Origin of the sequence: Klebsiella sp. 64 (assembly GCF_018223915.1) — a bacterium.
In the GTDB taxonomy this organism is placed as follows: domain Bacteria; phylum Pseudomonadota; class Gammaproteobacteria; order Enterobacterales; family Enterobacteriaceae; genus Klebsiella; species Klebsiella pneumoniae.
On sequence record NZ_JAGRQZ010000037.1, the window covers coordinates 38,765 to 50,869 of the forward strand.

The following is a 12,105-nucleotide window of genomic DNA, read 5'->3' on the forward strand; positions in this document are numbered from 1 at the left end:
AAGGGATTGCCTATTAATTATATTAATTAACCTAAATTAATTTTCACTCCCCAATAACCCTCAAATCCCTTGCATGACTATGGATGAAGCCTGATTCAGTGGCTCCGCTGTCGTCCGCCATGCAAAGCAGACATACTCGTCCATCAGACTGGTCAGCGCAGGGTTTTCAGCCTGCCGGTCATTGATCCAGATATCCATCTCCTTGTCTTTTTTGAACCTGAGGTTGTCGGTCCAGTCATCAAGGCAATCAGGCGAGAGGGAGCTGAATCTGAGCGAAGCCGATGAGCTTGCCGATACACAGCTCCGTTTCCCGGCGTTTTTGCTGGCGACGCATTACTGGGAAGGTCGGTGGCTGATGGATATGGCGAATATCGATAACCTTCAAGAAGAAAAAGGTCGCAAAGGGGCGAAGACTATTAAAGCCCGCTGGCTGCGAAGAATGAAGCTCACCCCTTGTGTCGTCATGACCTCCTTTATGCTTCCTCATCATATGCTTATCAGAGAACATGTTAGCGGTAAGAAGTATGATAATGGTTATTTATACAACTTCGCCGATTTGTTGATCGTCGATGAAGCGGGGCAGGTGCTTCCTGAGGTTGCTGCAGCTTCTTTCGCACTGGCGAAGAAAGCTCTGGTAATTGGCGACACAGAACAGATTGCGCCTATCTGGAACAGCCTGCCTTGTATTGATATTGGCAATATGGTTGAGGAGCATATCCTTCCAGAAGGTTCTCAGGAAGAACGTACTGAAGCTTATGCTTTGGTGTGTGAATCAGGAAAGAGCGCTGCATCCGGCAGCGTTATGAAGATTGCGCAGTTTAACTCGCGCTACCAGTACGATCCGGATCTGGCGCGGGGGATGTATCTGTACGAACACCGTCGCTGCTTCGATAACATCATTGGCTACTGTAACACCCTTAGTTATCACGGTAAGTTGCAGCCCAAACGAGGGGAAGAAAAAGGGACAATATTCCCTGCAATGGGCTATCTGCATATAGATGGTAAAGGTATGCAGGCCAATGGTGGAAGTCGTTATAACGACTTTGAAGCGAGGACGATTGCTGCATGGCTTGCAGCGCACAAAGAAGAGATTGAGCATCACTACAGTAAACCGTTACATGAATTAGTCGGCATTGTGACACCATTTTCGGCGCAGGTCAGTGCGATTAAATCGTCATTACTTAAGCTGGATATCAATTGTAGTGGCGATGAAAATTCGCTGACAGTGGGCACGGTTCATTCATTGCAGGGGGCGGAACGGGCAATTGTGCTGTTCTCTCCTGTGTATTCGAAACATGAAGATGGCGGATTTATTGATAGAGACAGCAGCATGCTGAACGTTGCCGTTTCACGTGCTAAAGATAGCTTTTTGGTCTTTGGCGATATGGACCTGTTTGAGATTCAGCCCGCTTCTTCGCCGAGAGGGTTGCTTTCAAAATACCTGTTTGCATCCGATAATAATGCACTGCAGTTTGAGTATAAAGAACGCCAGGATCTTAATACAGCGCAAACACAGATCTCTACCTTGCACGGTGTTGAGGAGCATGATGTTTTCCTGAATCAGACTTTTGATGCTATTGGTAAAAGTATTACTATTGTTTCCCCTTGGCTGACCTGGGAAAAATTGGAACAAACCGGTTTTCTGACATCAATGATCCAGGCTCGTGCTCGTGGTATCGACATTACTGTTGTAACGGATAAAAGCTTTAATACCCAAGACGTCAGTTATGAAAAGCGCAAAGCAAAACAGCAGCGCCTTAATGATGCAGTGGAAAAACTAAATGCGCTGGGCATTGTGACTATGTTGGTCAACCGTGTTCACAGTAAAATCGTGATTGGTGATGAAGGGCTGCTGTGCATAGGATCGTTCAACTGGTTTAGCGCTACGCGTGATGAGAAGTACAAACGATACGATACGTCGATGGTATACCGTGGCGAAAGCTTACAAGCGGAAATTAAAACGATTTATTCCAGCCTGGAACAGCGGAAGTTATAGGGAGCTTAAAGCAATGCAGGTATCGAATGTGTTGAATTAATTTAGCGCTACTCAAGGAGGTATAGCTTCAAGATACTATGCCTCCAAACCATGCGGTTGCATTTGGATGGCTTGTTTGGCGAGGGTGGTTTAAATCATCAGTTAAACTTATAAAAGGCCACTTTTTTGAATGGCCTTTAGTCTAAGGGGAATTTATGCCGTTGCCCTGTGGTTCCAGGAATCTTTGTAAATGATATTCCCATCGCAATGTTTCCAGGTGATGGCCTCATACCTTAACTGAATCGTTTCGCTATGTGTGCCTGTACCAGAATCAGGAAATAAGTTGGGGGTAATTCCAGTTACTTTTACATTCTCTAATATAATATTAAAATATTCGCTTTCAACACCTGCATCAAGGATCTGATACATCTTTATGGTTGCCGACTTTAATGTTTGGTTCTCACTCAGCGCTTTGTATAAAAGGGGTGTTGTTTTATCAAAATCTTTCTGTACCGTAATAGGCGTATGTACTCTGGTTCCTGTTAATCTCCCGGTGTTTCCATCCACAGGAATGGATAGGTGGTGCGTTACCGCTTTTAATTCAATAGCGCCAATACGCCCTGTAACGAGAGAACTACCAGTTATAGGGGAGCCGTTTGTATCGGTTAGCCAAAGATATGCTGGATTTGACATGATTATTCCTTATCTCTATTTATAAATGAAGGTAAACAAAACATTATAATGACCCATAAAAACAGACCAATAATCTTAACCGGCCACGGGTCAAGTAAGGCTATGCAAACAATAGCGCCTATAATTAGTAGCGGGCCTGATAGTAAATTAAAAACACCGCTTAACACACCTATCTTTGTTCCCAGCAATCTATTCAACGCAATGGCGATGATATAAGTGCTGCCGATTGTAATCGTTACTGCGATTATTTTATTCTGCCAGTTATTAAACTCAGCCAAGCAAATAAAGCATACAGTAATAATATAGGTGCAGAGAACTATATCGACGAGTGGCGTGATAATTTTTTTCATATCACCCAGCCTTAGCATTCGTATTTAAATGATCTTCCACTCTTTTCATAATCTTGTCGAACACGGGGTTGCCCTCAGTGTACCCTGCATGGATGGCATCCACAAAAGGTTGTACCGCATCGGCAAATAAGAAATAAAGAAGATCATAATCGCGGGGTCTTAACAACGAGTATACCTCGGGCGCTTCATTCCTGAGTTTATCAGACGTCCTGATGGAACGCTCTGCCATTCCACCAAACAAGAGGATAGTACTTAAAAAGGCTATTGGATTCCCTTTCCACTTAAATACTACATAAGTAAATGACGTTTTTTCTATAATAGCTTTAGCGATGTTCGATGCGATAATATTCGTAGAGATTCTACCCACGATAGAGGTAACTACACTTCTGTATATTCTATCTTGTTCTGATTCGGATAGATATTTATTAAATAACTGAAAGATTAATTTAACTGCATTAACGATATTTTCATAGTTAAGGATGTCGTGTCTTATCGCGGTCATCATACGGATTCTTTCTGTTTCACGTTCATATCTTGTATCCGTATCAAAGATACCGTAAATCAGATAACCATAATCTAAAGGAACAGATAACCCACCATTGATAAGCCCTGTAACTGTATCAGGAGAGATAATGATGTTATATAATTTCCGCGCTATCCCTTCTATGTCTGCCATATAGCTATCCTATGTTTAAATAAATGACTGAGGATGTACATCATTTTTGCAAGAAATAATCGATGGTAATTTACAAGAGAATAAATAACTTGATAAGTGTTACCATAACCTAATTGTTACAAATTGTATTGTAAAATGGTTTTGAACCATTGATTTAAATAAGGTGTAAAACATCATTGTGTATCAGTTTACGGTGAATTACTATGATGAATGTTTTTGGTTTGAGATGTATTAATTCAATAAATAATAAAATCAATATAAGTATTCTATTAGTGATTGGATACGCAGAAATAGGGATGTTAAAATTATTAGTTTATATGCATTTGCGCGGACTTGTTCATGGCAGTATCAGGTTTATGACTCATGAACAGGCGGTTTATGTGAACACATCGACAGCCTCATGTTGTGCCGTTGCTATCTTTCACGAGCAAACATTGACGGATTCACCAGAGTGATATCCGCTTCCGGCGTGAGAGCGGGGGTTATAGCCAAGTGTTTTAAAATAAATAAAAGCAGGGCTAACACCAATCGTTTCATTACGTCCTGCCGCGAACTACGGCGGGGGAATAGCGATTGGTTTGCGTTATGGCGTGACGACCGCGGAATTGACGATGAGACGTGGGTAGAGGGTGTGAAACGTGGTAACTTCCGTTTGCATCCGGGTACGGTTTCCGAGGGTTGTATTACTATCGCCCATAATTCTGATTTTGCCATGATCCGGAATGCGCTTATGAATACATCGTTAGTACAGGTTCCCTGCATCCGTTCCCTGATGGCTCGCGGTTGGGTGGAGGTTGTTGCCAGTGGCTCTAATAACGCTTGCCCGTAAAATCAGTAAGATTATTTATTTTATATTGCTGTTTTGGGTTCTGGGACGTGCACTTCCAAGGCCGGAAATCTATCTCGATTATGATATCGCAAGGGATATTTGCCACTTCTTGTTCGGGAGTGTGAACGCCGATACGATGTATGACACTTTCTTTTATATATCACTGATAATAGTAATATTCCTTTCAGCTGTACTCTACATTATTACATTGCAGCTAATTTCAACGATAAGGAGCAAATGAGATGCCAATTCCTCCGTATATGTGTCTTAAAGACGATGGTGGCGCAGACACGAAAGGAGCTGTTGATGTTCAGGAGCGAGAAGGCAGCATCGAAACCCGCTTATCACCATCCCCCCTCACCCCCTGAACACCTCCCGCCGGTGCCATGCCACAAACCCTTCCTGCGGATAGCATTCTTTCCCCTGCGGCAAGGTAATCGGCTGACCATCAAAATCCCAGAACAGCCTGCCAACAATGCCCCCGCCGTTCACCGCTGGCGAAACCTGGATGCGCATATCCTCATCCAGACCAATGGAGCCTTTATCAAAAGCCTTATGGTGAATCGCGCAGAGCGCCAGGCCGTTAGGGATTTCGCATGGGCCGCCGTGCTGCTTCCATTTGATATGGGCCGCTTCCAGGGCGACGGAGGTATTATCATGGCGCATATTGAAGCCGCAGATAGCGCACTCATAGTTATAGGCGCGCAGCACCTGCTGGCGAAAATGCGGGTCGCGCTCTTTGCGGATCTGCAGCAGATCAAACCCCATCTCTTCAGCCAGTTCTTCCTGAATACTCTCCGGAAAGTGCGCCTCGAGGATCTGATGGGCGAGGGTATTGATCAGCTTCTTATTTCTGTTAAGTAACGCAAAATGCTGCTCATCAAAGCCGCCGGCGACGTGGTAGAGCTCCAGCTCTTTGCCGGGCGGCTGTCGGCTGCCCTGGGTTGAGCACTGTTCGCTGTTGTGTAGCTCCCAGAAGCCGTCGCCTTTCAGGCGCCAGAAGGGCATGTCCGGCCGGTACTGGCGGCGCTGCGGGCCAAAGCGTTCCAGCAGGCTATGCAGCTCATCACGTATCTCCGAGGCGTAGTCGAACATCCGCGCATGGCCGCGCTGGTATTGCGAGAGGACGTACAGCAGCAATAGTGGTTTATGCGGCGCACGCTGTTCGCCTTTGCGCCAGATGGTGATGTTCTCGATCGCGTGTTGCAGGGTCGTGCTGGAGGGCATAGCGTTACATTGGCAGCTAAATAAATGCGATGATGCTCGCAAAATCCTTGCCGATCAACCCACCAGATGCGGCGATTCTACGTGGATCGCTATTTAACTATCACTGCTAGTTATTTGTTCGAAAAGCCCATAGCTTTCTATTTATACTCAAGCTTCGCGCCATCCGATAGCTATGTCTTATGAAAAAACTACCGGACCATTTATCCAGGGAATGCATCATCGCTGCCATTCGCGCTTACGATGCAGGCGTTGCGCATCAGTTTAAAAGCGCGCGTCTGTATGAGATCGAGTTTGAGGGGCGTCGGTATCCTTCAAAAGCCATCGTCGGGTTAGCGGCCACGCTTGCCACGGGAACGGAATTTACCCCGGCGGATTTCAGCGGAGGGATTAAATCCAAATGCGTGCGCCTGTTACTGGAGCAAGGATTTACGATCGCGTCGCAGGGCGCTGGCGATGACGAGGCTGCGCTTTTCCCCGATGAGGGACAGACGACTATGGAGTTCGTGGAAGGGGCGGCGATGCAGGTGGTGGTCAATCGCTATGAGCGCGACCGTCAGGCTCGTCAGGCGGCGCTTCGCCTACACGGCTGCCGGTGTCAGGTATGCGGTCTGGATATGGCCAGCCGCTATGGCGAAATCGGCCAGGGTTTTATCCATATCCACCATCTCATTCCGCTGGCCGGGATAAAGCAGAACTACCGTCTGAACCCTGAAACCGATCTGATCCCGGTATGTCCCAATTGCCATGCAATGCTGCACCGGCGAGATCCGCCGTTTACTCCCGAAGAGCTGAAGGCCCGGCTGCGCCCCGCAGACTGACATCCGACAGCACTCGCTTTAATTACATCACACACAGCACAAACCCCACGCTACCTTACCGGTAGCGTGGGCTCACACTCCCTTACTTATCCCGCGTCTCGCCAGCCTCCCAGCTGTAGCTCCCATCGGCCGCTAACCTATCGCCCAGTTCCTGATACTCGAACTGATAAAACTCAGCCTGGGTGCCGTACCCGGCGTAGTCTACTGCCGCCAGGCCGACGAACGCCCCGGTAAAGAACCCGCCGTAGCTCTGCAACACATAGTCATCGGACAGCACTGCGGCATCCAGCTGGACCGGGATCTCGGTGAACGTCACGCCATCGAAGCTGTATTCATAGCTGTAGGTCTGCTTGCGGACCTTGGTCCGGAACCAGACGTATTCCACGCCGTCCGGCACCTTGATGGCGTTATCTTTCAGGTACGACGTGTATTTTCCGCGGTTATTTTCGCCGACTTCGATGACTTTGCCGTTAATTTCATTCCAGGTCAGGAAGACGAAGCTCCAGTGGCGGTCGTTATAGTAATTCGTTAACCCGGCCATCTGCTGGTAGCTGAAGGGCTCGAATTTCACCTTCACCGCGGCGTCAAAATAGAAGGCCTGCCAGCGGCGGGCAATCAGCGACAGGTCATGCGTATTGGCTAACGAACCCTGGCCGATTAAGGTTAATTTGCCGTCGCCGGTGGTGCCCATTTTGGCCGTAAACGGCACCCGCAGGGTATTCCAGTTCGGGTCGAGCGCTGGCGAGGTAAAGTCATCCTGCTGGCTATTATCGCTGGCGCTTTCGGTGAAGATGGCGTCTTTCGGCCCTTCGACGAAGGTTTTCCCGCCGTGACCGCCTTCAATACGCGGCCAGCCCTCGTCGTCCCAGTACACTTTCTGGATCGCGGTTTCCCGGCCGAGGGTTGACCAGCCGCGCGGGTCGTAGATGGATTCCCCCGGGCGATTCCACGGCCTGGCGCAGAGCGAGGCGTAATACCATTCGCCTTCCGGGGTGGAGACCAGCGCGCCATGGCCCTGTTTCTGGATGTAGCTGTCTGGGGTATCGACGTTGGTTAAGAACACGTCGCCCGGCTCGGTTTCGAAGCTGTCGGCCTCGAGGGTTTTCGACCGCGCCACCACCTCCTGGTGGGTAAACACGGTGCCGCCCTGGGCGGCAAACAGATAGTAGTAGCCGTTCAGTTTATAGAGGTGCGGCCCCTCGACCAGCGCCACGGCGGTGCCGCGGTAGATGGTGCGCGCGGTTTCCGGCATTAACTTCAGCGTCTTGGTATCCAGCTCCGTTAAGGTAATGCCATCGAAGGGGTGATGGTACTCCCGGTGATCCCAGGTTTGCTGGACGATATATTTCCGGCCATCGTCGTCATGGAACAGCGAGGCGTCAAACCCGACGCCGTTCAGCTTGATCGGGTCGCTCCACGGGCCCCGAATATCCTTCGCCGTGGTCAGGTAGTTGGTCATGTCTTTAAAGGCGCCTTCGGTGACCTTCACATCGGTATACACCAACCAGAATTGCCCATCGGCCCAGGAGAGCGCCGGCGCCCAAATGCCGCCGGAGGAGGGGTTGCCCTTCATGTCCAGCAGGGTGGTGGTGGAGAGCGGCGAAGGCAGCAGGTTCCAGTTTTTCAGGTCTTTCGACTCATGTAAACGCACGCCCGGAAACCACTCAAACGTCGAGTTGGCAATATAGTACGTATCCTCGACGCGAATAATACTGGGGTCGGCATTAAAGCCGCGTAATATCGGGTTTTGAATAAGTGACATTTCATTACACCTTTTAAAATGGAAAGTTAAGGATCGGTCTGATTTATAATTTTTTTAACTACACGCGGATCTCATCCAGCTGACGGTTGATGTCGGTAACATGTTTATCGGAGATCGGATAAACCTGCATGATCACCATCGAAATAGCGGCCAGCGCAATTGGGATCCACACCGCGGTCATAATGATCCCGTCGATGGCGCTGGCGCTCTGCACGGCGCCGCTTTCATTAAATCCATACACCGCCAGCAGCCACAGCGGGATAGCGCCGCCGATGGTGAAGCCGATCTTGAAGAAGAGTCCCATAATGGCATTGATAATGGCGGCATTGCGTTTGCCCGATTTTAATTCGCCGTACGCGATAACTTCCGGTACCAGCGCCCACATAAAGCCGGTGGCGGAGGTTAAGCCCCACTGTTTAATAAAGGTGGCGATGTAGGCCAGCCACAGGGCGTCGTGCATCCCTTCGCGGGACCAGACGTAGGTCAGCAGTTCGCCGACGATGAACATGGCGAGGAACAGATGGAAGAAGCCTTTTTTACCAAAGATTTTTTTCAGTTTCGGCCAGAACACCGGGAAGGCGATGCCGGGAATAGACGCGACGAGACCCACGGCGCCCATCCATTCTGAGTGGCCGACGACGAACTGGTTGAAGAAGCCGTTAACGGTGTTCATGAAGAACATGAAGGTAAAGGCCAGCATAAAGAACATGCCGAGAATAACCAGCGGACGGTTATGTCTGAGCTCGTGGAAAAGGTCGGTAGTTTTGACGTTGGCGGTCTGCTCGGCGGTCGCGACCACGCGTTCTTTGGTGCATTTGTAGCAGATAAACAGGGCCACCGCGCCGATGATCATATAGATGGCGTACACGCCGAACCAGGCGTAGTTCGCCGACGGATCGGTATAGTTGCCGAGATTCAGCTCAAGGCCAAAAAAGCCGGTGTCTTTCAGGCTGCGATCTTTCGGCGCCGCCATCTGCACAAACATCGGGAACAGGGTATAGACCAGCAGGTTGGCGCTGTTGGCCAGCATCATGCGGGTACTGGTCAGCTTATCGATCGATTCCGGGGCGCGGGTCAGCGACGCATTCAGCGAGCCATAGGGAATATTGACTAAGGAATAAACTAAGTCCAGTGCCAGATAAATAATAAAGGCGAAAGCCACCGAACCTTTCACCCCAGGGATGGGCGCGAACAGTAATGCCGACAGGATCACCAGCGGCACGCCGGCTCGTAACAGCCACGGACGATATTTCCCTGCTTTCGAGGTTCGTTTATCCACGTAGGTTCCGACCATCGGATCCCAAAACACATTAATGATACGGACAAAAAGAAAAATAAAGCCTGCCGTTGCCGTGCTGATGGTATTTACCGTCAGCATATGCAAAGCCAGAAAACCCCCAATTGTGCCGAAAACCAGGTTTTGCGCAAAGTCGCCCATGCCATAACCAATTCGTTCTCCACGGGTTAATTTATGATATTCATCATGCCGACTGTGCATTATGTTTTTACTCATTCTAAGCAGACTCCGGTTTGTTTTGTGTAGGTGAAACACTTTCTGACACAGTTGACCTGGAAGAATCTATTACGTTTTTAAATTAAGTAATTATGTTTTTTTACTTCTGTGATCCTCGAAGCAAAGGCCTGTATCACCTGCGTTGAATCGTTATCCGCCGCTAATTTTCGGGCAGACAGGCAATGTGACAAAACCGGCATTTTAATTCGCTATGTTCACCTGAATTCCCCAGGAAGTGTACGCTATACGCGCGCGAAGCGAGATATTTAAAATAGTTTTATTTGCGAGATGGCTCACATTTGAGCATTTTCTCAATCGCCGAGTGAAATAACGTAATTGAGCAACCGACGATGAGAATACACGATGTGTCACAGTTGTTAATTTTCCTGTTTCTCAATTTCGGAGTTCATCATGCAAACCTATTTCGACCAGGTTGATCGCGTTCGCTTTGCCGGACCCAAAACCGATAATCCGCTGGCGTTTCGCCACTATAATCCGGATGAAATCGTGCTGGGAAAACGCATGGCAGATCATCTGCGTTTTGCCGCCTGTTACTGGCATAATTTCTGCTGGAATGGCGCGGATATGTTTGGCGCCGGCTCGTTTGAGCGTCCCTGGCAGGCCGCGGGCGATGCGCTGGAAATGGCCAAACGCAAAGCGGACGTGGCGTTTGAATTTTTCTACAAGCTCAACGTACCGTATTACTGCTTCCACGATGTCGACGTCTCGCCAGAAGGCGCGTCGCTGAAAGAGTATTTGCATAATTTCGCCATCATGACCGAGGTGCTGGCGGAGAAACAGCAGCAAACCGGCGTGAAACTGCTGTGGGGCACCGCCAACTGCTTTACCCACCCGCGCTATGGCGCCGGGGCGGCGACCAACCCCGACCCGGAGGTATTTGCCTGGGCGGCCACGCAGGTAGTGACCGCCATGAACGCCACCCACCAGCTCGGCGGCGAAAACTATGTGCTGTGGGGCGGCCGCGAAGGTTACGAGTCGCTGCTGAATACCGATCTGCGTCAGGAGCGTGAGCAGATTGGCCGCTTCCTGCAGATGGTGGTGGAGCACAAGCATAAGATTGGCTTTGGCGGCACGCTGCTTATCGAGCCGAAACCGCAGGAGCCTACCAAGCATCAGTACGATTACGATGTCGCGACGGTGTATGGTTTCCTGAAGCAGTTTGGTCTGGAAAATGAGATCAAGGTGAACATTGAAGCCAACCACGCCACTCTGGCGGGGCACTCTTTCCACCATGAAATCGCCAGCGCCATCGCGCTGGGCATTTTCGGCTCCGTTGATGCCAACCGCGGCGATGCGCAGCTCGGCTGGGATACCGATCAGTTCCCGAACAGTGTGGAAGAAAATACCCTGGTGATGTACGAGATCCTCAAAGCCGGGGGATTCACCACCGGCGGCCTGAACTTTGACGCCAAAGTTCGCCGGCAGAGCACCGACAAATACGACATGTTCTATGGCCATATTGGCGCCATGGACGTGATGGCGCTGTCCCTCAAGCTGGCCGCGCGCATGATTGAGGATGGCAAGCTCGATCGGGCTCTGGCAAAACGCTATGCCGGCTGGCAGGGCGAGCTGGGGCAGAAAATTATGAGCGGGCAGATGTCGCTGGATAATATTGCCCGATACGCTGAGCAGCATAATCTGAATCCGCAGCCTCAGAGCGGGCGTCAGGAATTACTCGAAAATCTCGTCAATACCTATATCTTTGGTTAATTTTTGCTGACATGCCCCTGCGGGGGCATGTATTCCGCCGTCTATCCGCTGCCGGGAAATAGCGTTTATTGGTTCGTGCTGTGTTTTTTTGTCAGTGGCGAAAGACCACCTGTTTAATATCAGCGAAGGAGGAAGGGTAACGATAATTGTGTAATACCTCTGTGACCGTACAAAATAAAAAATAACTTGTTCTGATGATAGCGACATATTCTGTCAGCTCAGAATAGGCTGGTTATTGTCTGAATAAAATTAACCTATATTGAGAAACTCATGACAATGATAAAAAAGCTTCCATTAACCATGGCGGTTATCGCTGCGTTTTTTCCGCTTACCTCTGTAATGGCGCAAGAATTTACTCAGGAACAGATCGACGCCATCGTCGCCAAAGCCGTTGATAAAGCGCTGGCCGACCGCCAGGCGAAAATCGACGCCGCGGCCGACAAAAAGGTCGACGTGATCACCAACCCGCAGACCACCGCCGCCTCGCCGGATATGGCCATTCCGTTTGGCCTCAAGTTCAGCGGCTACGCC

10 protein-coding genes and 4 pseudogenes are annotated in these 12,105 nt (G+C 49.5%); 7 read left to right on the forward strand and 7 right to left on the reverse strand.

The window, feature by feature from the left end:
- Positions 1 to 60: 60 nt before the first annotated feature.
- Positions 61 to 249, reverse strand: a pseudogene (locus tag KHQ23_RS23180) (hypothetical protein); the annotation flags it as partial.
- Between the two features lies 1 nt (position 250).
- Between KHQ23_RS23180 and KHQ23_RS23185 the strand changes: the two are divergent.
- Positions 251 to 1,996, forward strand: a pseudogene (locus tag KHQ23_RS23185) (AAA domain-containing protein); the annotation flags it as partial.
- 192 nt (positions 1,997 to 2,188) lie between these two features.
- Here KHQ23_RS23185 and KHQ23_RS23190 read toward each other — a convergent pair.
- From KHQ23_RS23190 to KHQ23_RS23200, 3 genes are read right to left on the reverse strand one after another with little or no spacing between them, the layout of a single operon-like run.
- Positions 2,189 to 2,668 (reverse strand): type VI secretion system tube protein TssD, encoded by a 480-nt coding sequence (locus tag KHQ23_RS23190; RefSeq protein ID WP_004192264.1) that lies wholly within the window; start codon positions 2,666 to 2,668, stop codon positions 2,189 to 2,191.
- 2 nt (positions 2,669 to 2,670) lie between these two features.
- A complete protein-coding gene (locus KHQ23_RS23195; protein ID WP_032435545.1) occupies positions 2,671 to 3,018 on the reverse strand; it encodes a hypothetical protein in 348 nt (115 codons plus the stop codon).
- A 1-nt stretch (position 3,019) separates the two neighbouring features.
- On the reverse strand, positions 3,020 to 3,694 hold the full coding sequence (locus tag KHQ23_RS23200; RefSeq protein WP_064141453.1) for a hypothetical protein: 675 nt from the start codon (positions 3,692 to 3,694) through the stop codon (positions 3,020 to 3,022).
- A gap of 451 nt (positions 3,695 to 4,145) precedes the next feature.
- On the opposite strand from KHQ23_RS23200, the gene KHQ23_RS23205 reads away from it, so the two are divergent.
- The 3 genes and pseudogenes from KHQ23_RS23205 to KHQ23_RS23210 all read left to right on the forward strand — a co-directional run.
- Positions 4,146 to 4,523: a DUF2778 domain-containing protein gene (locus KHQ23_RS23205; protein ID WP_071995253.1), complete on the forward strand. Its 378-nt coding sequence runs from the start codon at positions 4,146 to 4,148 to the stop codon at positions 4,521 to 4,523.
- Positions 4,498 to 4,764: a hypothetical protein gene (locus KHQ23_RS26430; RefSeq protein WP_032421987.1), complete on the forward strand. Its 267-nt coding sequence runs from the start codon at positions 4,498 to 4,500 to the stop codon at positions 4,762 to 4,764. The genes KHQ23_RS23205 and KHQ23_RS26430 overlap by 26 nt, the downstream gene beginning before the upstream one ends.
- A 1-nt stretch (position 4,765) precedes the next feature.
- A pseudogene (locus KHQ23_RS23210) lies at positions 4,766 to 4,858 on the forward strand (type VI secretion system tube protein Hcp); the annotation flags it as partial.
- 22 nt (positions 4,859 to 4,880) lie between these two features.
- On the opposite strand, the gene KHQ23_RS23215 reads toward KHQ23_RS23210, so the two are convergent.
- Positions 4,881 to 5,750 carry a phosphorothioated DNA-binding restriction endonuclease gene (locus KHQ23_RS23215; protein ID WP_032421988.1) on the reverse strand — a complete coding sequence of 290 codons (870 nt, stop codon included), beginning with the start codon at positions 5,748 to 5,750 and terminating at the stop codon, positions 4,881 to 4,883.
- A 179-nt stretch (positions 5,751 to 5,929) separates the two neighbouring features.
- Between KHQ23_RS23215 and KHQ23_RS23220 the strand changes: the two genes are divergently transcribed.
- Positions 5,930 to 6,568, forward strand: coding sequence for an HNH endonuclease (locus KHQ23_RS23220; RefSeq protein ID WP_032421989.1), 639 nt, complete (start codon positions 5,930 to 5,932; stop codon positions 6,566 to 6,568).
- 82 nt (positions 6,569 to 6,650) lie between these two features.
- Here KHQ23_RS23220 and KHQ23_RS23225 read toward each other — a convergent pair whose 3' ends face one another.
- The gene (locus KHQ23_RS23225) at positions 6,651 to 8,330 is read right to left on the reverse strand and encodes a glycoside hydrolase family 43 protein (RefSeq protein ID WP_002887062.1); all 1,680 of its coding nucleotides are present in this window, start codon (positions 8,328 to 8,330) and stop codon (positions 6,651 to 6,653) included.
- A 58-nt stretch (positions 8,331 to 8,388) separates the two neighbouring features.
- On the reverse strand, positions 8,389 to 9,828 hold the full coding sequence (locus KHQ23_RS23230) for an MFS transporter (RefSeq protein WP_073553749.1): 1,440 nt from the start codon (positions 9,826 to 9,828) through the stop codon (positions 8,389 to 8,391).
- Positions 9,829 to 10,254: 426 nt separating this feature from the next.
- Here KHQ23_RS23230 and xylA point away from each other — a divergent pair, with 426 nt between their 5' ends.
- Together xylA and KHQ23_RS23240 are read left to right on the forward strand one after the other, a co-directional pair.
- Positions 10,255 to 11,574 carry a xylose isomerase gene (gene xylA / locus KHQ23_RS23235; RefSeq protein WP_032421993.1) on the forward strand — a complete coding sequence of 440 codons (1,320 nt, stop codon included), beginning with the start codon at positions 10,255 to 10,257 and terminating at the stop codon, positions 11,572 to 11,574.
- Between the two features lie 270 nt (positions 11,575 to 11,844).
- Positions 11,845 to 12,105 (forward strand): annotated as a pseudogene (locus tag KHQ23_RS23240) (carbohydrate porin); the annotation flags it as partial.

Bases quoted from the DNA above. Each gene is read 5' to 3' on its own strand.
- KHQ23_RS23190 (WP_004192264.1), bottom strand. From the start codon at position 2,668: ATGTCAAATCCAGCATATCTTTGGCTAACCGATACAAACGGCTCCCCT.
- KHQ23_RS23195 (WP_032435545.1), bottom strand. From the start codon at position 3,018: ATGAAAAAAATTATCACGCCACTCGTCGATATAGTTCTCTGCACCTAT.
- KHQ23_RS23200 (WP_064141453.1), bottom strand. From the start codon at position 3,694: ATGGCAGACATAGAAGGGATAGCGCGGAAATTATATAACATCATTATC.
- KHQ23_RS23215 (WP_032421988.1), bottom strand. From the start codon at position 5,750: ATGCCCTCCAGCACGACCCTGCAACACGCGATCGAGAACATCACCATC.
- KHQ23_RS23220 (WP_032421989.1), top strand. From the start codon at position 5,930: ATGAAAAAACTACCGGACCATTTATCCAGGGAATGCATCATCGCTGCC.
- KHQ23_RS23225 (WP_002887062.1), bottom strand. From the start codon at position 8,330: ATGTCACTTATTCAAAACCCGATATTACGCGGCTTTAATGCCGACCCC.
- KHQ23_RS23230 (WP_073553749.1), bottom strand. From the start codon at position 9,828: ATGCACAGTCGGCATGATGAATATCATAAATTAACCCGTGGAGAACGA.
- xylA (WP_032421993.1), top strand. From the start codon at position 10,255: ATGCAAACCTATTTCGACCAGGTTGATCGCGTTCGCTTTGCCGGACCC.